We start from the raw sequence: 22,159 nt of genomic DNA on the forward strand, positions 1-22,159 counted from the left end.
CGGGCGGCCGGGGCGCGGAGGGGCCTGCGCGGGTGGGGTCAGGGGGGCGCGGCGGGTCAGTCGCCTCGGCCGCGCATCGCCGCCTTCGCGACCAGGCCCGTCGCCGCGAGCGCGAGGGCGAGCGCGCCGAGCAGCCAGAGCCGCTCGCCGTTGCCGCCGGTCTCGGCCATGGAGCCGCTGTCCCCGCTGTCCCCGCTGTCCACGGCGGGCCCGGGGGCCGGCGGGGGCGGGTCGGCGGGGGCGGCGGGCTCCCGCGTCACCGGGGGCGTGGGGTCCACCGGGGCCGGAGTGCGGTCCACGGGCGCCGGGGTCCCGCCCGTCGGCGTCGGTGTCGGGACCGCCGCTGTCGGCGTGGGGGTGGGGCCCGAGTCCACCGGCGCCCGGGACGGGGTCGGCCCCGCCTGGGTCGGCTTCCCCTTCCCGGCCGCCGGGCTCCCGGTCTTCGCCGGGTGGTCCGGCGGGACCGGGACCGCCACCGGTACGGAGAGGGCGAGGGCCGAGGGCACGTACGTGGCGCCGCTCGGGGCGAAGGTGAGGACGGCCGAGGTCGCGCCCGGCGGGACGGCACCGGCGGCCTCGCCGACGAGGAGGTTGCCGTGGGTGCCGGCGGGGCGCTCGACGACGCTCCCGCCGTCGACGAGGAAGGTGCCCGGCCGGGTCTTCCACCCGCCCCCGTGCGCCATCGCGCTCACCCGCACCGGGCCCGCGACCCGGTGGAGGCCGTCGACGGTGACCCTGGTCGCGGGGGAGTCCGCGCGCTGGAGGACGTGCCCGCCGTAGACGTGGACGCTCCGCCGCTGGGGGGCGTGGGCCGGGTCGGGGCGCGGGAACCTGTGGACGACCGTCAGGGACCAGCCGGCCGTGCAGCCCCTGCCGTGCGCGGCCCAGAGGCCGGTGACCGCGATCGGCGCGTCCGTCCCCGTGACGCCCTCGAAGGCGGCGGTCACATCGGACTCGCCCGTGTAGGAGTGCGGCCCGGCGGTGTCGGCCGGCTCGGTGACCATGCTGTCGATCGAGACGGGGGCCGCGGGAGCCGGGCCCACCCGGAGCACCGGGGCGGTCGTGGCGGGGTCGCCGGGCGAGGCCGTCACGCCCCCGCCCGAGAGGGCGCAGCGCCGCAGCCGTTCGCCGCCGGGGCCGGTGTGGGTGCCGTCGCTGCCACCCCAGAACAGCCGGGCGTACGCGACCTCGGCGCCGGGCGGGATCGTGACCCGCCCGGTGCCGGAGGCATGGCCGCCGGCTCTGTCGGCGCGGACCGCGCCGCCGATCGTGGTGAAGTCGCCGTACAGCGACTCCTCGTACCGCTCGCCGAAGGGCTCGACCACGTCCGCCGCGGCCGGCCCGGCCGCGGCGAGCGCGAGCGGGCCCGCCATCAGTCCTACCGCCGCGAGCACCCTGCCCAGGTGATGTTGTCTGAAGCGCATAAAAGGGCAATGTAGGCAAAACACATCATCATGGAGCGTTACGCCACGCGGCGGCGTGCGTACTCCACGATCTCGGCCATCGGCGGCCGCTCCTCCGTGTCCACCGCGTACGTCCGCGGGGTGAACCCCGTCTCGTCCCGCTCGAACTGGGTCAGCCACGGCCGCACCAGATGCCCCCGCGACAGCCGCAGCTGCGCCGTCCGGTAGATCGCCGCCGCCATCCGGCCGAGCGCCCGCCCGTCCTGGTGGCGGTGCTTGCGCACCCCCACGTCCACCTGCGCGAGCGCGTCCAGGCCCACGGTGTGCAGGGCGTCGACGAGCAGCCCCAGCTCCACTCCGTAACCGACCGGGAAGGGCAGCCGTTCGAGCAGCGAGCGGCGGGCCGCGTACTCGCCGCCGAGCGGCTGCACGAAGCCGGCCAGCTGCGGCCAGTGCAGATTGAGCAGCGGGCGCGCCACCAGCTCGGTCACCCGGCCGCCCTGACCAGGGGCGTCGCCGAGAGGCCGGTCGTACATCGCCTTCACGAAGTCCACGTCCGGATCGGTGAGCAGCGGGCCCACGATCCCCGTCACGAAGTCCGCGGAGAAGTCCCGCAGATCCGCGTCCACGAAACAGACGATGTCCCCGCCGGTCACCATCAGTGACCGCCACAGGACCTCGCCCTTGCCCGGCACCGCCGGTATCCGGGGGAGGATCGCGTCCCGCGCGACCACCCGCGCCCCGGCCGCGGCCGCCACCTCCGCCGTACGGTCCGTGGAGCCCGAATCGATCACCACCAGTTCGTCCACGAGCGGCACCGACTCGCTCATCAGCTCGCGCCGGATGACGGACACGATGTCCCCGACCGTCGCTTCCTCGTTCAGCGCGGGCAGCACCACGCTGACCGTCGTCCCGCGCTTGGCGGCGAGCACCCGCTCCAGGGGTCGATCGGCCACCGACCAGGACCGCCGGTCCAGCCAGCGCTCCACCTCTTCCAGCACGTGATCTCCATCTCGCGGTTCGGACGACCATCTCAACCGTCCATGCCTTCGGTTACAGTCTTGAACAACGCGGACGCCCGATGCATGTCGGGGTGCCGCCCGCGTCACACAACCGAATACCGCTCATCCAGAGGGGCAGAGGGAAACGGCCCGTTGAAGCCCCGGCAACCCTCCAGCCGGTCTCGTCCGCAGTCGTCGCGCTGCGCCCGCGAGGCTCCCGGCTAGGGAAGGTGCCAAATCCGTCTCATGGCGAAAAATTCGTCATGGGAAAGATGAGGAGAAAGGGCCTCGCCTCCATGGCTGTACAGACCGTCACCCCCGCCACCACCGTCGACCTCGGTCCCGCGTCCGGGCTCTCCTGTCGCGAATGCGGTGAAGTCTTCGCCCTCGGCCCGATCTTCGCCTGTGAGCTCTGTTTCGGACCTCTCGAAGTCGCGTACGACCTCCCCACCGGTGACCCCGAGGCGCTGCGCAAGCAGATCGAGGCCGGCCCCGCCAACATCTGGCGCTACGCCCCCCTGCTGCCCGTCCCCGCCGACGTCGCCGACAAGCCGAACCTGAACCCGGGCTGGACCAAGCTCGTCCAGGCCGACAACCTGGCCCGCGAGATCGGCGTCGCCCCCGGCAAGCTCTTCGTCAAGGACGACTCCGGCAACCCGACCCACTCCTTCAAGGACCGGGTCGTCGCCCAGGCCATCGAGGCCGCCCGCGCCTTCGGCTTCACCACCCTCTCCTGCTCCTCCACCGGCAACCTGGCCGGCGCCGTCGGCGCCGCGGCCGCCCGCGCCGGCTTCCGTTCCTGCGTGTTCATCCCGCACGACCTGGAGCAGGGCAAGGTCGTCATGGCCGGTGTCTACGGCGGTGACCTCGTCGCCATCGAGGGCAACTACGACGACGTCAACCGCTTCTGCTCGGAGCTCATCGGCGACCCGCTCGGCGAGGGCTGGGGCTTCGTGAACGTCAACCTCCGCCCGTACTACGGCGAGGGCTCCAAGACGCTGGCGTACGAGATCTGCGAGCAGCTCGGCTGGGTCATCCCCGACCAGCTCGTCATCCCGATCGCCTCCGGCTCCCAGCTCACCAAGATCGACAAGGGTCTGCAGGAGCTCATCAAGCTCGGCCTCGTCGAGGACAAGCCGTACAAGATCTTCGGCGCCCAGGCCGAGGGCTGCTCCCCGGTCTCCGTCGCCTTCAAGGCCGGCCACGACGTCGTCCGCCCGCAGAAGCCGAACACGATCGCCAAGTCGCTCGCCATCGGCAACCCGGCCGACGGCCCGTACGTCCTCGACATCGCCCGCCGCACCGGCGGCGCCGTGGAGGACGTGAACGACGAGCAGGTCGTCGACGCGATCAAGCTGCTCGCGCAGACCGAGGGCATCTTCGCCGAGACCGCGGGCGGTGTGACCGTAGGCGTCGCGCGCAAGCTCGTCGAGAACGGTCTGATCGACCCGAACCTGACCACCGTCGTCCTCAACACCGGCGACGGACTCAAGACCCTGGACGCGGTGGCCGACACCTCTCAGGCGACCGTCACCATCCGCCCGAGCCTGGACGCGTTCCGCGACGCCGGCCTGGCGCTCTGAAAGGTTACGAAGACATGGCCGTGAACGTCCGCATCCCCACCATCCTCCGCACCTACACGGGCGGGCAGTCCGAGGTCCAGGCCGAGGGCGCGACCCTCGCCGAGGTCATCGCGGACCTGGAGAAGAACCACACGGGCATCGCCGCCCGCGTCCTGGACGACCAGGGCAAGCTGCGCCGCTTCGTCAACGTCTACGTGAACGACGACGACGTGCGCTTCGAGCAGGGCCTGGAGACGGCCACCCCGGCGGGCGCGGGCGTCTCGATCATCCCGGCCGTCGCCGGAGGCTGACCGTCGGGCACAGTGCCGGAGGCTGACCGTCGGGCACAGTGCCGGAGGCTGACCGTCGGGCACGGTGCCCGGGGCTGACGCCGGCTGCTCGGCCCCATCTTTCTCGAAGATCTCGAATTGCCCCTTCCGCGCCATAAAGCGGAGGGGGCAATTCTGCATGGTTGAGCGCGGTAGAGTTGGGGAAGTCCCCTCCGCTGCTCATGCCGGGCGCATATGAGAATGCGTCCCCGCGCGACAAGAAGCAGCCAAAGTGTGTGTGCCTTGTGTACCTTCTGCGTACTTTGCCGGGCCCGACTTGCCCCGTAATTCAAGGGATTCCCCCCTATTCACCATTCCGCGGCGCCCAGAATTCTCGCTCGATTGACCTGTTGCAGAGGGCAGTTGGGCAGATACATTCAGCCGCGGTCGACGCGTTCCGGCGCAGGGTCTGACCCGGGTCCGCGAAGTGCGGTCCCGCGCAAGGGCCAGTAATAGGGGAGTTAGGCATGGCTCAGGGCACCGTCAAGTGGTTCAACGCGGAGAAGGGCTACGGCTTCATCGCGGTCGACGGTGGTGCGGATGTTTTCGTCCACTACAGCGCGATCCAGATGGATGGCTACCGCAGCCTCGAAGAGGGACAGCGAGTCGAGTTCGAGATCTCGCAGGGCCAGAAGGGTCCGCAGGCGGACATGGTCAAGCTCGCCGTCTGAGCGCGGCGCGATCGGCCACCGACGCAACGCCGTCGAGGGGTCCGCATCCCTGAGGGGATGCGGACCCCTCGTGCGTTTCCCGGACTCTCCCCGGCCTCCCCGTACCACTCCCCTGACGTCCCGATCGTCGAGAGTCGCTTGCACTCTCATAGGTCGAGTGCTAATCATTGGCGTTAGCACTCGGCAGGTGAGAGTGCTACGAGGATCGAGCACGACGAGGTCGCCGGCCGGGTGGGGCAAGGAACCACACGGAGTCGCGGAGGCCGTCCGTCGCGGGCGTCGGCGCGGTCCTGGAGCGTTATCCACCCCATGTCCGGGAGGACCACTTCACATGGCCAAGATCATCGCGTTCGACGAGGAGGCCCGGCGCGGTCTCGAGCGCGGCATGAACCAGCTCGCTGACGCCGTCAAGGTCACCCTCGGCCCCAAGGGTCGCAACGTCGTCCTCGAGAAGAAGTGGGGCGCCCCCACGATCACCAACGATGGTGTCTCCATCGCCAAGGAGATCGAGCTCGAGGACCCGTACGAGAAGATCGGCGCCGAGCTGGTCAAGGAAGTCGCCAAGAAGACGGACGACGTCGCCGGCGACGGTACGACCACCGCCACCGTTCTCGCCCAGGCGCTCGTCCGCGAGGGCCTCCGCAACGTCGCCGCCGGTGCCAACCCCATGGCCCTCAAGCGCGGCATCGAGAAGGCCGTCGAGGCCGTCTCCGGCGCCCTCCTCGAGCAGGCGAAGGATGTCGAGACCAAGGAGCAGATCGCTTCCACGGCCTCCATCTCCGCCGCCGACACCCAGATCGGCGAGCTCATCGCCGAGGCGATGGACAAGGTCGGCAAGGAAGGCGTCATCACCGTCGAGGAGTCGCAGACCTTCGGGCTCGAGCTCGAGCTCACCGAGGGCATGCGCTTCGACAAGGGCTACATCTCGGCGTACTTCGCCACCGACATGGAGCGCATGGAGGCGTCGCTCGACGACCCCTACCTCCTGATCGTCAACTCCAAGATCTCCTCCGTGAAGGACCTGCTCCCGCTCCTGGAGAAGGTCATGCAGTCGGGCAAGCCGCTGCTGATCATCGCCGAGGACGTCGAGGGCGAGGCCCTGTCGACCCTGGTCGTCAACAAGATCCGCGGCACCTTCAAGTCCGTCGCGGTCAAGGCCCCGGGCTTCGGCGACCGTCGCAAGGCCATGCTGAACGACATCGCCATCCTCACCGGCGGCACGGTCATCTCCGAGGAGGTCGGCCTGAAGCTGGAGAACGCGGGCCTCGACCTGCTGGGCCGCGCCCGCAAGGTCGTCATCACCAAGGACGAGACCACCATCGTCGACGGTGCCGGTGACAGCGAGCAGGTCGCCGGTCGCGTGAACCAGATCCGCGCCGAGATCGAGAACAGCGACTCGGACTACGACCGCGAGAAGCTGCAGGAGCGCCTGGCGAAGCTCGCCGGCGGCGTCGCGGTCATCAAGGCCGGTGCCGCGACCGAGGTCGAGCTCAAGGAGCGCAAGCACCGCATCGAGGACGCCGTTCGCAACGCGAAGGCGGCCGTCGAGGAGGGCATCGTCGCCGGCGGTGGCGTGGCCCTGCTCCAGGCCTCCTCGGTCTTCGAGAAGCTCGAGGCCGACCTCACGGGTGACGAGGCCACGGGCGCGAACATCGTGAAGCTGGCCCTCGAGGCCCCGCTGAAGCAGATCGCGGTCAACGCCGGCCTCGAAGGCGGCGTCGTGGCGGAGAAGGTCCGCAACCTGCCCGTCGGCCACGGCCTGAACGCCGCGACCAACGAGTACGTCGACCTCATCGCCGAGGGCATCATCGACCCGGCGAAGGTCACGCGCTCCGCGCTGCAGAACGCCGCGTCGATCGCCGCGCTGTTCCTCACCACCGAGGCCGTCATCGCCGACAAGCCGGAGAAGGCGTCCGCGCCGGCCGGCGGCGGCATGCCGGGCGGTGACATGGACTTCTGATCCTCCGGGATCGGTGGTTCATCGCTGAACGCGAACGAGGGCGGCACCCCCTGGTGGGGGTGCCGCCCTCGGGCGTTGTACGGGCTCCCCGTGCGGGAGCCCGTACGAAGGAGGTCAGCGCACGTCGATGTAGTCGGCCCACGGGGCCGGCGAGTGGAAGTGCGTGGAGTCGCCCCAGTACCGGATGCGCCAGCTGCCGTCGGACCAGGCCTTCGCCGACAGCCTGATCGTGCCGTTGGCGGCCGAGCGGCCGGTGGCGACCTGTCGCCAGGTCGTCGTCCCCTTCGCCTGGAACTGCAGGGCCACGGGGACGTTCCCGAAGACCCGCCAGGCGCCGCGCGTGTGGTGCTGGAGCGTGCCGGTGGCGGTCACGTACGCGCCCTTGCGGACCGGCTCGGGGCCGGCGTTCATGGCGGCGATGCGGGTGGGGGTGCGGACGAGCCGGAAGACGCGGCTGCTGGACTCGGCGTACGCATCGCTGATCAGGTGGCGGACGCGGAAGTAGCCGCCGCTGCTGTTCGCGGACAGGGAGAAGTTGGGCCCGTAGGTGTCGTACGCCTGGGCGGAGGCCAGCTTCCGCCAGCCGGTCTTCCCGTCGGCGGACTGCTCCAGCTGCACGTACTGGGCGAGCCCGACGTTGCGCGAGCCCGTCGTGTACCGGGACCGGAAGAGGCCGGTGACCCACACCCGGGCGTCGGGGGTCAGTCCGCCGCCGACGAGGTCGATGCGGGACTCCCACGGGATGGCGATCGCGCCCGTGCGCTCGGGGAAGCTCAGGAACGGGTCGGGGGACGTGACCTGCCACGCCTCACCGGACTCCAGGTTCGAGGCCGCGATGAGACGGGCCGTGTAGCGGCCGTCGGCGTCGGTGTAGACGGTCTTGCCGTACGGGGTCCCGTAGGCGTAGTAGCCGAGGGAGACCCGGACCGGCTGGTTGGCGAGCGGGGCGTTCCCCGCGTTCGGGTCGGTCATCCGGCCGCTGATGGTGACGGCCTCGCCGTTGAGCGCCCGCCGCTTGTCGGCGGCGGCGGTGACGGCGACCCGGTGGGACACCCACTCCCACACCGTGCGGTACTCCGACACGCTGCCGTGCACCGCGTCGCTGTCCTCGGCGTACGTGGCGACGAACCGGCCGTCCGTGTCGGTCACCGGGATCGGGCCGCCGGTGAAGGCTCCGGTCCCGTCCGTCACGGCCGTGACGGGGGACCCCGGGGTCGGCTCGACCGGTGCGACGGTGAGGGTACGGCCGGGCAGCGGGACGGTGTCGCCGGAGCCGGGCTCGATGCCGATCAGGGTGCCCTGGGGGCGGACGTTCTTGTCGGTCCAGGTGGGCTTGCCGACGCCGAAGGTGAGCTGCGGGCGCAGCCGGAAGTCGAGCGTGCCGGCGTCGGCCCGGGTGTGCGTGTTGCCGAGCGAGTCGGTGACCGTGACGTCGATGGCGTAGGTGCCGAGCGAGGGGAGCGTGCCGCCGTCCTCGACGAGCTTGAGGGTGCTCTCCGCCGGCAGCAGGTAGGTGCCCCCGTACCCGGTCTGCCAGAGGGGACGCTCGGGCAGCGAGGGGAACGTGGCGTAGACGGTGTCGCCCTGCCGGACGGTGGCCGCGACCTTGGTGACCTTGGCCTGGGGGGCGTCGGTCCACGCGGTCACCGAGAAGGTGCCGCGCTGGGTGTCGTCGGTGACGGCGCGGCCGACGCCGATCGGGCTGGGCGCGGCCGGTGCCTCGTCGGCGAAGGCGGTCGACGGCAGGGCCGTGGTGGCCAGGACGGCCGCGGTGAACACCGCGGTGACGGAGAGACGGAGGTCAGCGCGCATCGACGTACTTCACCGCACTTTCGCTGAAGAAGTATCCGGCCGGGGGCTGCAGGACGACGATCCAGGACGCGTCCTCGTAGGCGGTGGCGCGGTAACTGAAGTTGCCGTAGGTGTTGGTGGTGATGCTCTTGGTGACCCAGTACCACTGGGTGTCACCCTTGGGCTTCAGGTACAGGGCCAGCTTGGCGCCGGGGAAGGGCTTCCAGACGCCGTTGACCTTGCGCTGGACGGTGCCGGAGACGGTCATCTTGCCGTTCACCACGGGCCGGGTGGGCGTGATGGTGAAGGCGGAGAAACGCGTCTCGTAGCGGGCCAGGCGGATGACCGCCCCGCTCTTCGCGACGAACTCGTCCGTCTCCGGGTGGTGCACCCGGTAGCGGGCGTCGGTGTAGCCCCAGGCGGAGAGGTTGTACTGGCAGTAGTAGTCGGTGCTCCCGGAGCGCAGGGTGCCCCAGGTGCGCCCGCCGTCGCGCGAGTACTGGAGGACGACCGGCTGGGCCTTGTCGCAGTAGCCGGCGGACACCTTGCCGGTGGCGGTGACCTTCCCGTACGCGTCCAGCGTGATGCGGTACGGGTTGTACGAGAGCGGCTGCGGGACGACGATGTCGTTCTTGTCGTACGGGCGCGGGTTGGTCGCGAAGTACGGCGAGGGCCGCAGCGAGGTGTAGACGGCGTCCGTGACGTAGTACGGGCGGGCGTTGAAGGAGAAGGTGCCGTCCGCCGCGCTGGTGATGCCGCCGAGGACGTTCACCGCGGTGGACTCGCCGTGGCCGGGCTCGAGGCCGGTGGCGACGACGGGGACGCCGGCGAAGGGCTTCCAGCCGTCCGGGGTGAGGCGCTCCACCCGGCCGGTCACGCGCACGTCGGTGCTCGCGAGGACGCGGTACTTGCTCACGTTGGAGCTGATCCGGTACCTGAGGGTCGCCGAGGCGGGCAGGTGCGGAGTGGTGACGGGGTTGTCCGGGTCGAGACCGGGTGCCGTCTCCACGACCTTGGCCGAGCCGTGCTGGATGCTGCCGTTGGGCGTGACCGGCAGGCTGAACGTTCCGTCGGCGCCGACGGTGGCGACCGCGGTGACGGTCCGCCACGAGGAGTTGTTCTCGATGGGCAGGTCGACCTGCACCTTCGTGCCCTCGGGCGCGGTGGTGCGCTCGCCGGTGGCCGGGTTCCACAGGGTGGTCGTGCCGGTGAGCACGGCCCGGCGGTCGTCCCAGGTCGTGGCGGCGCGGTCGTAGGAGAGCTTCCCGACGCCGATGTGCGGCTTGTGGCCGTAGGTGCCGGCGGTCCACCGCTTGGTGGTCTCGCCGGGGAGGCGGTAGTCGACCCGGACCGGGTAGTCGCCGAGGGCGGTGCCCTCGGGCAGGACGACGGGGCTCTTCGTCGAGAGCCAGCTGCCGCTCGGGGTCAGCTCCTCGGTCGAGGCGAGGACCGTGGCGTCGGCGGCGGCCGAGGACATGACGCTGACCTTCACCCACAGCGCGGAGCTGGGCAGGGTGACGGTGTAGCGCCCGTCGTCCTCGGTGGTGCCGGTGATGGACGTCCAGTCCGCGTGTGCGGCCGGGGCGTGGATGACGACGGGTACGGTGACACCCGCCGAGAGGGCGAAGACGGCTGCGGCACGTACGAAGGCGTGCGGAAGCCTGCGCGTTGAGCGCGGCAAAGGGGACCCCCCACAGGTCTGTGATGGCGGCGTCGCCGTGATCGAGGCGGCCGCGTGGCAGCACTGTAGCGCCCGTCTGTTGAACATGTTCACTCGCTTTACCGCGGTGCCGGGGTGATCCTGGAATGGCCCCCTTCGTGAAGGGAGACCACGATGGTCACCCTGCTGACGACACCGGCCGACCGGGAGCTGGTCATCACCCGTACCTTCGACGCCCCGCCGGGCCGGGTCTGGGAGGCGTGGACGGACCCCGGGCACGTACGGGAGTGGTACGGGGTGTCCGGGCTGTCGACGACGGTCGTGGACATCGACCTCCGGGCGGGCGGCGCGTGGCGCTGGGGCCAGACCGCCCCGGACGGCCAGGAGATCGTCTTCTCGGGCACGTACGAGGAGATCGTCCCGGCCGAACGGCTCGACTACACGGAGGTGTTCGAGCAGATGCCGGACGGGGACCCGGTCCGGGTGACCCTCACCTTCGACGCGACCCCGGACGGCGGTACGGCCCTGACCAGCACGTCCTTCTGGCCGTCGAACGAGACCAGGGACCAGGCCCTGGCGGCGGGCATGGAGGCGGGGGTCCGGGAACAGTACGACCGGCTCGCGGAGTACCTGAGGACGATGTGAGGGGGGCGGGGGAAGCGGCCGGGGCCGTGGATCAGGTCGTACGGGCCGTCGCCGCCGGGGGCCTGCCCGTCGTGAAGCCCTCGCCGTCCTGGAACTCGATCAGGGTTCCGCTGTCCGTCAGGAGGAGCCAGCAGGTGGGGCCCTCGTCGAGGATCGCGGCCGCGTGCCGGGCCGCCAGGGGGGCCGGCAGGGCGATCGACGGGGGCAGGAGGTTGTCCCAGAAGACGACGACGAGTTCGTCGGGTCCGGCGTGGGCGTCGAGGAGGGAGGCGAGGGTAGCCCCGTCGAAGGTGTCGCGGCGGTCGACGACGTCGGCGACGCTCCGGTCGAGGCGGACGGAGCCGATGGCCGGGAAGCGGTTCAGGCTCGTCGCCGCGAACTCCCGGTGCTCGTCGTACGAGAGGCGCACGGCGTCCTCGCCGAGGAGCCCCAGGATCTCCCCGATGTACTCCGGGCGGGTCCCGTATGTCTCGCGTGCGTTCACGGGTCCAGTCAATCAGGGCCGGTCGGGCGGGGGTTGGCCCCACCTTCGGTCGGCGTGCCTGCCGGATGGGGTGGGGGTGCGGGATTCGCGAGGCTGTGCGCATGACAACGAACCGTGGACGCAAGGCCCTGATGCTCGCCCTCTCCGCCGCCGCCGTCGCCGGTGTCGCCCTCGGCGGGGGAGGGGCCGCCCCCGCCGTCGCGGCCGGTCTTGAGTGGGGTGACTGCGACCCCGCCGTGAAGCCGCTGCCCGGGCAGCGGTGCGCCACGCTCTCCGTCCCCCTCGACTACGCCGATCCCGGCGGTGCGCGGATCGGCCTCGCCGTCTCCCGGCTGCCCGCCGGACGGCCGGACGCGCGGCGCGGGACGCTGATGGTGATCCCCGGCGGGCCCGGTAGTTCCGGGGTGCAGCGGCTCGCGCAGAAGGGGGCCGCGCTGGCGGAGGAGATGGACGGGGCGTACGACCTGGTGGCCTTCGATCCGCGCGGGGTCGGCGGTTCCGCGAAGGCGCGGTGCGGGCTCGCCGAGGACGACCGGTGGATGGTGACCCTGCGGTCCTGGCCGGACGCGGACGGCGGGATCGACGCCAACGTGGCCCGCGCGAAGCGGATCGCCGAGGCCTGCGCCCGCAACGGCGGGGCGATGCTGCGCGGTCTGTCGACGGCGAACCAGGTGCGGGACCTGGAGCGGCTGCGGCAGGCGCTCGGCGAGCGGAAGCTGTCGGCGTGGAGCGTGTCGTACGGGACGTATGTGGCGGCCGTGTACGCGGAGAAGTACCCGGGGCGCACCGACCGCTGGGTCCTCGACAGCAGCAGCGATCCCGATCCGGCGCGGGTCGCCCGGAGCTGGCTTGAGGGCATGGCGCGGGGGGCCGAGGACCGGCTGCCGGACTTCGCGGCCTGGGCGGCGCACCCGGACCGGACGGACGAGGGGCTGCGGCTCGCGGAGCGGCCCGGGGACGTACGGCGGGCCGTCCTCGGTCTTGCGGCCCGGCTCGACCGGGAACCGCGCCCCACGACGACGCCGGGGGTGCCGCTGACGGGGTCCGTGCTGCTGCAGGCGTTCCAGGCCGCGCTGTACTCCGACGCGGCCTTCCCGTCCTTCGCGCGGCTCGTGACGGAGGCGCTCGACCCGGCGGGGGAGCCGGTGCTGCCGCGTGAGCTCGCGGGGGCGATGCCGGACGAGGCCGCGGCCATCACCGTGGGTGTGATCTGCAACGACGTGGACTGGCCCGGGTCCGTTCCGGCGTACGGGCGGGCCGTCGCGGCGGACCGGGCGCGGCACCCGCTGACGGCGGGCATGCCGGCGAACATCACGCCCTGCTCCTTCTGGAAGGGCGGCGCCGTCGAGAAGCCCGTCCGCGTCACCGACCGCGGTCCGTCGAACATCCTGATGATCCAGAACCTGCGCGACCCGGCGACGCCGTACACCAAGGGGCTGCGGATGCGGGCGGCGCTCGGCGACCGGGCGCGGCTCGTCACCGTCGACCACGGCGGGCACGGGGTCTACCTGGGCAACGGGAACGCCTGCGGGGACCGGGCGGTGACCCGTTTCCTCACGGAGGGCGTGCGATCGTCCGGGGACGTGCTCTGCCGCTGAGCCTCCGTCCGGCGTGGTGGTGGGGGCGTTACGCGGGGGGCTCGGTCGCGTGCAGCGCCGCACGCAGGTGGCCCTGGGAGTCCTGGAGCCGGTGCGCGGCCGTCGGGGCGTCGATGTCGGCGAGGATCATGAGGATCGCGTTCTTCACCTCCCCGTCGGCGGCGGCGAGGGCGGCCTCGATCTGCTCGTCCGGGGCGCCGGTGGCGAGGGCGACGATCCGCCGGGAGCGGGCCTGGAGCTTGTCGTTGGAGGCGCGGACGTCGACCATCAGGTTCCCGTAGGTCTTGCCGAGCCGGATCATCGTGATCGTCGAGATCATGTTGAGGACGAGCTTCTGGGCCGTGCCCGCCTTGAGCCGGGTCGAGCCGGTGAGCAGTTCGGGGCCGGGGACGACCTCGATGCCGTGCTCGGCGGCGGCGGCGAGCGCGCTGTCGGTGTTGCAGGACAGGCCGATGGTGAGCGCGCCGAGGGCGCGGGCGTGCTCGACGGCGCCGATGGCGTACGGGGTGCGGCCGGAGGCGGAGATGCCGACGACGGTGTCGTCGGCGGTGACGCCGAGCGCGGTGAGGTCCCGTACCGCGAGCTCCTTCGAGTCCTCGGCGCCCTCGACGGCCTTGACCATGGCGGACGGGCCGCCCGCGATGAGGCCGACGACCTGGGAGGGGTCGGTGTTGAAGGTGGGCGGGCACTCGCTGGCGTCGAGGACGCCGAGGCGGCCGGCGGTGCCGGCGCCCATGTAGACGAGCCGTCCGCCGCGGGCCATGCGCTCGGCGGTGGCGTCGATGGCGGCGGCGATGGCGGGGAGCCGGCGGGCGACGGCGGCGGGGACGGTCTGGTCCTCGGCGTTCATGAGCGCGGCGATCTCGGCGGTCGGCAGCTGGTCGATCTCGGCGAGCTCGGGGCGGAAGGCCTCGGTGGTCAGGGTGGCGAGCTGGGCGCGGAGTTCGGAGTACGTAGCAGACACGTGCGGCTCTTTCGGTGCTGTGGTTCGGCGCTGAGGTCGGGCGCTGGCGTCGTGGCCGTGGCTGTCGCCGCGGCGGCGCGTGGGCGTCAGCGGGTGCGGGGGGAGTGGCGGTGGGCGAGGGCCTCGTACGAGGCGGCGAGGGCAGGGGCCGCCGTCTCGTACGTGCGCTGTGTGACGCAGGTGAACAGGCAGTCCACGACAAGGAGTTGACTGGTCCGGGACGACATGGCCGCGGGGCGCAGTTCGCTCTCGCGGGCGGTGGAGGTGGTGAGGACGTGGTCGGCGTACTGGGTGACGGGACCGTCCGGGCGGCCGGTGATCGCGACGGTGGTGGCGCCGTGGTCGAAGGCGGCCCGCAGCGGCTCTATGACGTCGCCGGTGGAGCCGGAGTGGGTGATGGCGATGGCCACGTCGCCGGAGCGGAGCTGTACGGCGTTGGTGACGGCGAGGTGCGGGTCGCTGTGGGCGTGCGCGATGAGGCCGATGCGGAGGAGCTTCTGGCCGAGGTCCTGGGCGACGAGGCCGGAGGCGCCGACGCCGTAGATGTCGACGCGGCGGGCGGTGGCGAGGGCGGTGACGGCGGCGCCGAGCTGCACGGTGTCGAGTCCGGCGGCGGTGTCGGCGAGGGTCTGCTGCTCGTCGTAGGCCAGCTTGGCGACGACGTCGGCCACCGGGTCGTCGACGGCGATGTCGGCGGTGACGGCGGGCGCGCGGCCGGACTGCTGCTGGGCGGCGAGGCCGGCGAGCGCGAGGCGCAGGTCGCGGTAGCCGGGGTAGCCGAGGAGGCGGGCGGTGCGGACGACGGTCGCCTCGCTGGTGCCGGTGAGCTCGGCGAGGCCGGTGACCGTGAGCGCGGCGCAGCCGGCCGGGTCTCCGGCGACGGCCTCGGCGACCCGCTGCATGGAGCGGGTCATGGACGGCGCGAGGGTCCGCACCTTGGCCGCGAGGGCGGCGGGTGCGGGCGGCGCGTCGCTCATGAAACTTTCCTTCACATCATTGGTCACAGGCTGAAAGATACTTTCGGAGAGGTGGGGGGACAAGCCCCGTGGGCCCGTATCCGGGCGGGACTTTCGGCAGGTGCCGTCCGCCGGTCCGACGGATCCGCCGGAGGCTTCGCACCGGCCGCGCCGAACGGGTGACAATGACTGCATGGACGACATCGACCCCGTGGAGCAGGCGCTGCACGCCGCTCGCGCACTGGTACTGGCCGACCTCGCGGCCCGGAAGGTCGCTGCCGCCGAGGTCGTGTCGATGGTGGAGGACTCGGTGACCCACCGCCGCTGGTGGGTCGAGCAGTGGCCCGAGGGCGTGACGTACGTCGCCGGCCTCGTTGCCCAGGACGTTCAGGACGCCCTCCTCGAACGGTACGGGCGCTGGCCGCTCTGCCCGGTCTGCTCCACGGGCGGCCCGCACGCCCTGGACGTGGAACCGGAGCTGGGCCCGGACCCGCACTGGGTCTGCGGCAAGCAGGGCGTGGTGGTCGCGCCGGTGGGCGGGCTGACGTGAGAGGGCGGGCGCGGCACGAGGTGAAGGGGGGCGGGGCATGACCCTCTACATCGACCCGCCGACCTGGCCGGGCCACGGCCGCATGTGGTCGCACCTGGTCAGCGACGTCTCGTTCGAGGAACTGCACACCTTCGCCGCCGCGATGGGCGCCCCGCCCCGCGCGTTCGAGCGCGACCACTACGACATCCCCTCGGACCGCTACGCGGACGCGGTGGCGCGCGGCGCGATCGAGGTCGGCTCCAAGGAACTGCTGCGCCGCCTGACGGACGCGGGCCTGCGGCGGCCGAAGAGCCGCCCGGTGGCCTGAGAGCCGTCCGGTCCGCCGGGGGCCTGAGCGCCGCCCGTTCATCTCCGGGCGGGCGGGGCGCGCGCCTCAGGCGAGGTGCGCCGCGATCGTGCGCGCGCACTCCAGGGACTCCGTGCGGGTGGTGTCGACCTCCAGGTCGTAGGCCACTCCCTCGTGCACCGTCGTCGCCTGCTTCGCGGCCATGCCCGTGACGCGGTCGCCGCGGGCAACCTCCCGGGCCTCGGCGACGGTGCCGGCGCAGTGGACGCCGACCCAGAGGACGTCCAGGTCGCCGACGTACGTCCGCCAGCGTTCCTGGGCGGTCGCTCCGCCGAGGAAGACGTCGTCGACGATGATCCGGGCGCCCGCGCGGGCCATCGCCGCGAGGCCGGTGGCCCAGGCCGCTTCGAGGGCGCGGAACTCCGGCCCGACGTCCACCCCGCCGTCGGGGGCGAACGCGATCCCGGTGTCGGAGCCCTGCATCTTCAGGGGCATGGCGTCGATGAGCGAGTCGACGCCGAACGCGAGCCAGGGCTCGGGCAGGACGGCCTGGAGGCACCGTACGATCCCGGACTTGCCCGCGCTGGAACCGCCGTTGAGGATGATCATCTGTGGGGTCACCCTGCCCACCGTAGGAGGGTGGCGGCGGCCTGCGCACCCGATTTCAGCAGCGGGCCGCGGCCTTCTCGGGCTGCGGGACGCCGGACGTCACCACGCGGGACGGTGACCGGTGCAGCTTCAGGGCCACCGCCGCCGTGCCGAGGCCGAGGGCCGTCATCGCCGCGCCCGCCCAGGCCGTGGAGGCGAAGCCGAGGCCCGCGTCGATGACCGTGCCGCCGAGCCAGGGGCCGCCGGTGTTGCCGAGGTTGAAGGCGGCGGTGGTGGTGGCGCCGGCGAGGGTGGGGGCGGCGCCGGCGACGTTGAACATGCGGGCGTTGAGGGCCGGCGCCGTGTAGAAGGCGGAGACGCCGAGGAGGAAGGCGAGGACGACGGTCGCGGCCGGGCTCGTCGCGAAGAGGGCCAGGGCCACCAGGAAGGCGGTGGAGGCGGCGATGCCGGTGAGCATCACGCCGAAGAGGTGGGCGTCGGCGACGCGGCCGCCGATCGCCGTACCGACGACGGCGCCGATGCCGAAGAGCGCGAGCACGCCCGAGACCCAGCCCTTGTCGAGGCCGGAGACGTCGGTGAGGAGCGGGGCGAGGTACGAGAAGGCGCAGAAGACGCCGCCGGCCGCGAGCGCCGTCACGGCGACGGAGAGGAGGACCTGGCGGTCGCGGTAGATGGCGAGCTCCCGCTTGAGGCGGGGCTTGGTCTCGGGGAGCGGGATGTGCGGGATACGGGTCACCACGCCGACGAGGGCGATGGCGGAGGCCGCGCCGACCGCCCAGAACGCGGAGCGCCAGCCGAGGTGCTCGCCGAGGAAGGCGCCCGCCGGGACGCCGAGGACGTTCGCGATGGAGAGGCCGCCGATCATGACCGCCATGGCCCGGGCACGGGAGCCCACCGGGACCATCGCGATGGCGACCGCCGCGCCGACCGCCCAGAAGCCCGCGCAGGCGAGGGCGCTGATCACGCGCGAGGCGAAGAGGATCGCGTAGTTCGGGGCGAGCGCGCCGGCTATCTGGCCCAGGCCGAAGACGGTGATCAGGGCGATCAGGGTCGTCTTCCGGGGAAGTCTCAGGGTCGCCACCGCGAGGAGCGGGGCGCCGACGACCATGCCGATGGCGAAGGCCGAGATGAGCAGTCCGGCGCGGGGGATGGAGACGTTCATGTCCTCCGCGATGGGCGGCAGCAGCCCCGACAGCATGAACTCGCTCGTGCCGAGCGCGAAGACGGAGAGACCCAGGATGTAGACGGCCAGCGGCATGCGGGTGCCGGGGGCGGGCGACGCGGCCGGCGACGCGGCGGTCGGTGTCGTGGGGTCGGCGGGTTCGGGGTGCTCGGTGGGCTCGGCGTGCTCGGCGGAGGGAGACGGCATGACATGTGCCAACCCGATGTTCGTACCTGTCATTCCGGGTGCGGTGGATTTCTCGGGATGCGAGACGGGCGCCGGATGCCGTCCCGGCCTCAGCGCGCCGTGAGCTCCGCGAGTTCCTTCTCCAGGTTCTCCCGTGCCTTTTCCTCCCACACCGCCGCCCCGTACGGGGTGCGGAAGAGCCGGGGCAGGCCGAGGAGCTGGCGGAGGACGGCGGCGCGGCCCGCGCGGAAGGCCTCCTCGGGGACGAAGCCGTACTCCTCGCGGACCGCCTGTGTGTACCCCCGGTAGGTATCGGGGTCCGTCGCGAGGATCGCCAGGTCGGCGTCGCAGAGGGTCTCGCCGTTCAGGTCGCCCTGGTCCGGGTCGTGGGTGGTCGTGAGGCGGACCAGGCGGGCCACCTCCGTCACCTCGTGCGCGGTGAGCCCGGCCTCGGTGAGGGCCTTCTCGGCCAGGGCGGCCGAGCGCTCCTCGTTCTCCGAGCGGTCGGGGCGGTAGACCGCGTCGTGGAACCAGGCGGCGAGCCGTACGAGCTCCAGCTCGCCGCCCTCGCCGCCCTGGTCGGTCAGCTCGTCGATGCGGTCGAGGACCGCCTGGAGGTGGTCGACCGTGTGGTAGCGGCGCTGCGGCTCGGCCCAGCGGGACAGCAGGTTCCGGCCGTACGGGGCGGGGTCGGGGCCCACGCGTCCGGCGCGGGCGGCGAGCAGGGTGGCGTTCCAGCGCTGGAGCAGCTCGGGGTGTTCCTCGGCGGTCATGGGGGCATTCTGCCCGCCCGGGGGTGCGGAACGGGTGCTTCCCACGCGCCCTCGCCACCGCTCCCCGCTCACTCTTACATACCCCCCATGGGTATGCTACGGTGCTCCGCACAGGTACCCCCTAGGGGTATGCCCCGAGCCTGCTCGGGGCCCGACGCGAGCGAAGGGTCAGGGCAATGTCAACCGTCAATCCCCGGCGCTGGTGGGCACTTGTCGTGCTCGCCGCCGCACAGTTCATGGTCATCATGGACACCTCGATCATCGGGGTCGCACTCCCCGAGATGCAGAAGGACCTGGGCTTCTCGCAGAGCGAGCTCCAGTGGATCTTCAACGCCTACGTCATCGTCTTCGGCGGTCTGCTGCTCCTCGGCGGACGCCTCTCCGACCTCGTCGGGGCCCGCAGGATCTTCGTCACCGGCTGGGCCGTCATGATCGCCGGATCCGTCGTCGCGGCCGCCGCGCAGACCGCCTGGGTCGAGATCGCGGGCCGCGCCGTCCAGGGCGTCGGCGGGGCGCTCATCGCGCCCTCCGCCATGACCCTGCTGATGATGCTCTTCATGCACGACCCGAAGGAACTCGGCAAGGCGATGGCGCTCTACGGCGCCGCCGCCCCCGCAGGCGGCACCGCGGGCGTCTTCCTCGGTGGTGTCTTCACCGAGTGGATGAGCTGGCAGTGGGTCTTCATCATCTACATCCCCATCGGCCTCGCCACCCTCGCCGCCACCAAGGTGCTCCCGAACGTCGAGTCCCGCCGCGGCTCGGTCGACGTCCTCGGCGCCGTCGCCGTCACCGCCGGCCTCGCGCTCGCCGTCTTCGCCGTGGTCCGCGCCCCCGAGGTCGGCTGGGGATCCACCGGCACGATCCTCCAGCTGATCGGCGCCGCCGCCCTCCTCGCGCTCTTCTTCGTGATCCAGAAGAGCATCGGCGAGCCGCTCATGCCCCTCAGCGTCTGGCGCGTCCCGCGCCTCGGCTCGGCCAACCTGGCCATGACGCTGCTCGGCGCCGCGTGGATCCCGATGTGGTACTTCCTCAACCTGTACCTCCAGCAGGTCCTCGGCTTCGGCGCCTTCGAGTCCGGTGCCGCGCTGCTCCCGATGACCGTGCTCCTCATGATCTTCATGACGGCCATCACGGCCCGGCTCATGATGAAGGTCGGTGCCAAGCCGCTCATCGCGGGCGGCCTCCTCGTCCTCGCGGCCGGTCTGGTCTGGCTGGCGGCCGTCCCGCCCACCGGCACCTTCCTCGTCGACGTCCTGCCGGCCTCCCTGGTCGCCGCGCTCGGCATGTCCCTCGCCTACATCCCGGCGATGATCGCCGCCATGTCCGGCGCCCCGCAGGAGCAGGCCGGTCTCGCCTCCGGCATCGTCAACACCACCTACAACGTGGGCTCCGCGCTGGGTCTCGCCGCCCTCACCGCCGTCGCCATGTCGCAGGGCGCCGACCAGCTCGGCAACCTGCCCAGGCTGACGGACGGCTTCTCGTCCGCCTTCATCGGCGCCGCGATCGTCGCCGCCGCCGGCGGTGTGATCACCCTGCTCGTCATGAAGAGCGACAAGACGGTCGCCGCCGAGGCCGCGGCCGCTCCCGCCCCGCAGAGCGAGAAGGTCTCGGCCTGAACCGCCCCGAAGGGGCCGCCCGATGTCCGTCGCCGGACGTCGGGCGGCCCCTTTCCCGTATCCGGAAAGGAAAGCCGTGGAACTGAACACCCGTGCCGTGCACGTCGCCAACGAACCCCTGCCCACCGGCAGCCGGCCGCTCTCCGTGCCCCTCGTGCTGTCCTCCGCCTTCGCCTTCGACTCCGCCGACGAGCTCGCGGACGCCATGGCCGGGCCGGACGGGGCGTACGTCTACGGCCGCCGCGGCAACCCGACCGTCCGGGCCCTGGAGCAGACCCTCGCGGGGCTCGAACAGGGCGCCGGGGCCATCGCCTTCGCCTCCGGGATGGGCGCGATCAGCGGGGTGCTGCTCGCGCTCCTGCGGCCCGGTGACCGCGTGGTGGCCCAGCGCTGCCTGTACGGCGGGACGCACGCCGTCCTCGGGGACCTGGCCGGGCGGTACGGGATCGAGGTCGTACGGATCTCGGGCGACGATCCCGCCGAGCTCGAAGCCGCCGCCGTGCACCCCGCGACCCGGCTGCTGATCCTGGAGACCATCGCCAACCCCACCGGCCAGGTCCCCGACCTGCCGGGCCTGCTCGCCGCCGCCCGCACGCTCGGGGTGACGAGCGTCGTCGACAACTCGCTCGCCTCGCCGGTGCTGTGCCGCCCGCTGGAGCGCGGCGCCGACATCGTCGTCCACTCCACCACCAAGTACCTCTCCGGGCACTCCGACGTCCTCGGCGGCGCCGCCGTGTTCGCCGACGACGCCCTGCGGCGCCGGGTGTGGCCCCGAACGGTCGAACTCGGCGCGTGCGCGGACCCGTTCGCCGCCTGGCTGACCCTGCGCGGGATCCCGACGCTGCCGCTGCGGATGCGGGAGCACTGCGCCAACGCCACCGTCCTCGCCGAGCGGCTCACCGCCCACCCCGCCGTCACGGCCGTCCACCACCCCCTGCTCCCCGGCCACCCCTCGTACGCCGTCGCGCGCGAGGTGCTCGCGGGCGGCGGGGGGCTGCTCTCGTTCGAGCCGGCGGGCGGCCGGGAGGCGGGCCGGGCCTTCGTCGAGCGCGTGCGACTGGCCCGGCTCGCACTCTCCCTCGGCGGGGTGGAGACCCTCGTGACGCATCCCGCGTCGACCTCGCACCGCGAGCTGGACGGGGCCGCGCTGGCCGCCGCCGGGATAGCCCCGGGTCTGGTGCGGATGTCCGTCGGCATCGAGCACGTGGAGGACCTCTGGGCCGACATCGAACAGGCCCTCGGCTGAAGGGAGTCGGACGCGGAGCCGGATCCTCATGAGCCTTTTTTTGGGTTGACAAAATAAATGGTCAATTCGTAGATTGGATGTCGCCAGGGAAAGACCACTCCTAGGTCAAGGGGGGCGCGCGATGCGCTACTTCGAGGACTTCCGGCCCGGCGACGTCCACGAGCTGGGCACCGTCACCGTCTCGACGGAGGAGGTGCTGGAGTTCGGCAGGCGCTTCGACCCGCAGCCCTTCCACACGGACCCCGCGCTCGCGGAGCACTCGCAGTTCCGCGGCCTGATCGCGAGCGGGTTCCACACCCAGGCGATGTTCATGCGCCGCTACGTCGACGGGCTGCTCGCCTACAGCGCCTGTATGGGCTCGCCCGGCATCGACGAGGTCCGCTACCTGCGGCCCGTCCGCCCGGGCGACGTCCTCGCCGCGCGCGTCGAGATCCTCGGATCCACCCCGTCGCCGTTCAACCCCGCCACCGGCACCGTCAAACCGCGGTGCACCCTGGTGGCCCCCGACGGGACGGCCGTGTTCAGCATGATCCTGCACAGCATCTTCCGCCGGCGCCCCGCCGACGCCGAGGCCGGCCATCTGTCGTCGATGCCCGCGGCCGAGGACCCCGTCGCCTGTGCGCGACCGGCCACGACCTGTGCCCCCGTCATGAGCGCCTGACGAGACCGTTTTTCGTCGGGCCCTGCCCCTGAACACGGCCGTCCGT

Annotated in this window: 21 protein-coding genes and 1 riboswitch; of the genes, 11 read left to right on the forward strand and 10 right to left on the reverse strand. The window is 72.2% G+C overall.

The window, feature by feature from the left end; translation table 11 throughout:
- Nucleotides 1-56: 56 nt before the first annotated feature.
- Nucleotides 57-1,424 carry a hypothetical protein gene (locus AMK29_RS34575; RefSeq protein WP_073820039.1) on the reverse strand — a complete coding sequence of 456 codons (1,368 nt, stop codon included), beginning with the start codon at nucleotides 1,422-1,424 and terminating at the stop codon, nucleotides 57-59.
- A 38-nt stretch (nucleotides 1,425-1,462) separates the two neighbouring features.
- Nucleotides 1,463-2,404, reverse strand: a complete 942-nt coding sequence (locus tag AMK29_RS34580; protein ID WP_073820040.1) for a glucosyl-3-phosphoglycerate synthase — start codon at nucleotides 2,402-2,404, stop codon at nucleotides 1,463-1,465.
- A 120-nt stretch (nucleotides 2,405-2,524) separates the two neighbouring features.
- A riboswitch (SAM riboswitch) is annotated at nucleotides 2,525-2,683 on the forward strand.
- On the opposite strand from AMK29_RS34580, the gene thrC reads away from it, so the two are divergent.
- From thrC to groL, 4 genes are all read left to right on the forward strand, one after another.
- Nucleotides 2,677-3,987, forward strand: a complete 1,311-nt coding sequence (gene thrC / locus AMK29_RS34585; RefSeq protein WP_073820041.1) for a threonine synthase — start codon at nucleotides 2,677-2,679, stop codon at nucleotides 3,985-3,987. It overlaps the preceding riboswitch by 7 nt.
- A gap of 14 nt (nucleotides 3,988-4,001) precedes the next feature.
- The gene (locus AMK29_RS34590; protein WP_055642141.1) at nucleotides 4,002-4,277 is read left to right on the forward strand and encodes a MoaD/ThiS family protein; all 276 of its coding nucleotides are present in this window, start codon (nucleotides 4,002-4,004) and stop codon (nucleotides 4,275-4,277) included.
- 485 nt (nucleotides 4,278-4,762) lie between these two features.
- A complete protein-coding gene (locus AMK29_RS34595; protein WP_015035246.1) occupies nucleotides 4,763-4,966 on the forward strand; it encodes a cold-shock protein in 204 nt (67 codons plus the stop codon).
- A gap of 331 nt (nucleotides 4,967-5,297) precedes the next feature.
- Nucleotides 5,298-6,926, forward strand: a complete 1,629-nt coding sequence (gene groL, locus AMK29_RS34600) for a chaperonin GroEL (protein WP_055598877.1) — start codon at nucleotides 5,298-5,300, stop codon at nucleotides 6,924-6,926.
- A gap of 114 nt (nucleotides 6,927-7,040) precedes the next feature.
- Here groL and AMK29_RS34605 read toward each other — a convergent pair whose 3' ends face one another.
- Together AMK29_RS34605 and AMK29_RS34610 are read right to left on the reverse strand one after the other, a co-directional pair.
- The gene (locus AMK29_RS34605) at nucleotides 7,041-8,738 is read right to left on the reverse strand and encodes a hypothetical protein (RefSeq protein ID WP_073820042.1); all 1,698 of its coding nucleotides are present in this window, start codon (nucleotides 8,736-8,738) and stop codon (nucleotides 7,041-7,043) included.
- A complete protein-coding gene (locus AMK29_RS34610) occupies nucleotides 8,728-10,398 on the reverse strand; it encodes a hypothetical protein (protein WP_073820043.1) in 1,671 nt (556 codons plus the stop codon). Before AMK29_RS34610 ends, AMK29_RS34605 begins: the two co-directional genes overlap by 11 nt.
- 153 nt (nucleotides 10,399-10,551) lie before the next feature.
- On the opposite strand from AMK29_RS34610, the gene AMK29_RS34615 reads away from it, so the two are divergent.
- Nucleotides 10,552-11,022, forward strand: coding sequence for an SRPBCC domain-containing protein (locus AMK29_RS34615; RefSeq protein WP_073820044.1), 471 nt, complete (start codon nucleotides 10,552-10,554; stop codon nucleotides 11,020-11,022).
- A gap of 31 nt (nucleotides 11,023-11,053) precedes the next feature.
- Here the strand turns inward: AMK29_RS34615 and AMK29_RS34620 are convergent, their stop codons facing one another.
- The gene (locus tag AMK29_RS34620) at nucleotides 11,054-11,506 is read right to left on the reverse strand and encodes a hypothetical protein (protein ID WP_073820045.1); all 453 of its coding nucleotides are present in this window, start codon (nucleotides 11,504-11,506) and stop codon (nucleotides 11,054-11,056) included.
- 101 nt (nucleotides 11,507-11,607) lie between these two features.
- Between AMK29_RS34620 and AMK29_RS34625 the strand changes: the two genes are divergently transcribed.
- On the forward strand, nucleotides 11,608-13,104 hold the full coding sequence (locus AMK29_RS34625; RefSeq protein WP_079197250.1) for an alpha/beta hydrolase: 1,497 nt from the start codon (nucleotides 11,608-11,610) through the stop codon (nucleotides 13,102-13,104).
- 28 nt (nucleotides 13,105-13,132) lie between these two features.
- Here the strand turns inward: AMK29_RS34625 and murQ are convergent, their stop codons facing one another.
- Together murQ and AMK29_RS34635 are read right to left on the reverse strand one after the other, a co-directional pair.
- Nucleotides 13,133-14,068: an N-acetylmuramic acid 6-phosphate etherase gene (gene murQ, locus AMK29_RS34630; protein WP_073820047.1), complete on the reverse strand. Its 936-nt coding sequence runs from the start codon at nucleotides 14,066-14,068 to the stop codon at nucleotides 13,133-13,135.
- A gap of 86 nt (nucleotides 14,069-14,154) precedes the next feature.
- The gene (locus AMK29_RS34635) at nucleotides 14,155-15,072 is read right to left on the reverse strand and encodes a MurR/RpiR family transcriptional regulator (RefSeq protein ID WP_073820048.1); all 918 of its coding nucleotides are present in this window, start codon (nucleotides 15,070-15,072) and stop codon (nucleotides 14,155-14,157) included.
- A gap of 145 nt (nucleotides 15,073-15,217) precedes the next feature.
- Between AMK29_RS34635 and AMK29_RS34640 the strand changes: the two genes are divergently transcribed.
- Complete coding sequence (locus tag AMK29_RS34640; RefSeq protein ID WP_073820049.1) at nucleotides 15,218-15,574, forward strand: hypothetical protein; 357 nt, start codon at nucleotides 15,218-15,220, stop codon at nucleotides 15,572-15,574.
- A 37-nt stretch (nucleotides 15,575-15,611) separates the two neighbouring features.
- Entirely contained in the window at nucleotides 15,612-15,881 is a 270-nt protein-coding gene (locus AMK29_RS34645) for a DUF4031 domain-containing protein (RefSeq protein WP_073820050.1), read from the forward strand.
- Between the two features lie 66 nt (nucleotides 15,882-15,947).
- On the opposite strand, the gene cpt is transcribed toward AMK29_RS34645, so the two are convergent.
- The 3 genes from cpt to AMK29_RS34660 all read right to left on the reverse strand — a co-directional run bounded on the left by cpt (nucleotide 15,948) and on the right by AMK29_RS34660 (nucleotide 18,590).
- Nucleotides 15,948-16,469, reverse strand: a complete 522-nt coding sequence (gene cpt, locus AMK29_RS34650) for a chloramphenicol phosphotransferase CPT (protein ID WP_073820051.1) — start codon at nucleotides 16,467-16,469, stop codon at nucleotides 15,948-15,950.
- 55 nt (nucleotides 16,470-16,524) lie between these two features.
- On the reverse strand, nucleotides 16,525-17,727 hold the full coding sequence (locus AMK29_RS34655; protein WP_073820072.1) for a Cmx/CmrA family chloramphenicol efflux MFS transporter: 1,203 nt from the start codon (nucleotides 17,725-17,727) through the stop codon (nucleotides 16,525-16,527).
- Between the two features lie 200 nt (nucleotides 17,728-17,927).
- Nucleotides 17,928-18,590, reverse strand: coding sequence for an HD domain-containing protein (locus AMK29_RS34660; protein ID WP_073820052.1), 663 nt, complete (start codon nucleotides 18,588-18,590; stop codon nucleotides 17,928-17,930).
- Between the two features lie 176 nt (nucleotides 18,591-18,766).
- On the opposite strand from AMK29_RS34660, the gene AMK29_RS34665 reads away from it, so the two are divergent.
- The 3 genes from AMK29_RS34665 (at nucleotide 18,767) to AMK29_RS34675 (ending at nucleotide 22,113) form a co-directional block, all read left to right on the forward strand.
- Nucleotides 18,767-20,206, forward strand: coding sequence for an MFS transporter (locus AMK29_RS34665; protein WP_073820053.1), 1,440 nt, complete (start codon nucleotides 18,767-18,769; stop codon nucleotides 20,204-20,206).
- A 76-nt stretch (nucleotides 20,207-20,282) separates the two neighbouring features.
- A complete protein-coding gene (locus tag AMK29_RS34670; protein ID WP_241845816.1) occupies nucleotides 20,283-21,452 on the forward strand; it encodes a trans-sulfuration enzyme family protein in 1,170 nt (389 codons plus the stop codon).
- 121 nt (nucleotides 21,453-21,573) lie between these two features.
- Nucleotides 21,574-22,113, forward strand: coding sequence for a MaoC/PaaZ C-terminal domain-containing protein (locus AMK29_RS34675; protein WP_073820055.1), 540 nt, complete (start codon nucleotides 21,574-21,576; stop codon nucleotides 22,111-22,113).
- Nucleotides 22,114-22,159: the final 46 nt, after the last annotated feature.

Source organism: Streptomyces sp. CB02261 (genome assembly GCF_001905665.1).
Lineage (GTDB): Bacteria > Actinomycetota > Actinomycetes > Streptomycetales > Streptomycetaceae > Streptomyces.

Coding starts and splice junctions, on each gene's coding strand:
- cpt (WP_073820051.1), bottom strand. CDS start 16,469: ATGATCATCCTCAACGGCGGTTCCAGCGCGGGCAAGTCCGGGATCGTA.
- AMK29_RS34625 (WP_079197250.1), top strand. CDS start 11,608: ATGACAACGAACCGTGGACGCAAGGCCCTGATGCTCGCCCTCTCCGCC.
- thrC (WP_073820041.1), top strand. CDS start 2,677: ATGAGGAGAAAGGGCCTCGCCTCCATGGCTGTACAGACCGTCACCCCC.
- AMK29_RS34655 (WP_073820072.1), bottom strand. CDS start 17,727: ATGCCGCTGGCCGTCTACATCCTGGGTCTCTCCGTCTTCGCGCTCGGC.
- AMK29_RS34615 (WP_073820044.1), top strand. CDS start 10,552: ATGGTCACCCTGCTGACGACACCGGCCGACCGGGAGCTGGTCATCACC.
- AMK29_RS34665 (WP_073820053.1), top strand. CDS start 18,767: ATGTCAACCGTCAATCCCCGGCGCTGGTGGGCACTTGTCGTGCTCGCC.
- AMK29_RS34645 (WP_073820050.1), top strand. CDS start 15,612: ATGACCCTCTACATCGACCCGCCGACCTGGCCGGGCCACGGCCGCATG.
- AMK29_RS34640 (WP_073820049.1), top strand. CDS start 15,218: ATGGACGACATCGACCCCGTGGAGCAGGCGCTGCACGCCGCTCGCGCA.
- AMK29_RS34675 (WP_073820055.1), top strand. CDS start 21,574: ATGCGCTACTTCGAGGACTTCCGGCCCGGCGACGTCCACGAGCTGGGC.
- AMK29_RS34660 (WP_073820052.1), bottom strand. CDS start 18,590: ATGACCGCCGAGGAACACCCCGAGCTGCTCCAGCGCTGGAACGCCACC.
- AMK29_RS34590 (WP_055642141.1), top strand. CDS start 4,002: ATGGCCGTGAACGTCCGCATCCCCACCATCCTCCGCACCTACACGGGC.
- AMK29_RS34575 (WP_073820039.1), bottom strand. CDS start 1,424: ATGCGCTTCAGACAACATCACCTGGGCAGGGTGCTCGCGGCGGTAGGA.
- AMK29_RS34605 (WP_073820042.1), bottom strand. CDS start 8,738: ATGCGCGCTGACCTCCGTCTCTCCGTCACCGCGGTGTTCACCGCGGCC.
- AMK29_RS34595 (WP_015035246.1), top strand. CDS start 4,763: ATGGCTCAGGGCACCGTCAAGTGGTTCAACGCGGAGAAGGGCTACGGC.
- groL (WP_055598877.1), top strand. CDS start 5,298: ATGGCCAAGATCATCGCGTTCGACGAGGAGGCCCGGCGCGGTCTCGAG.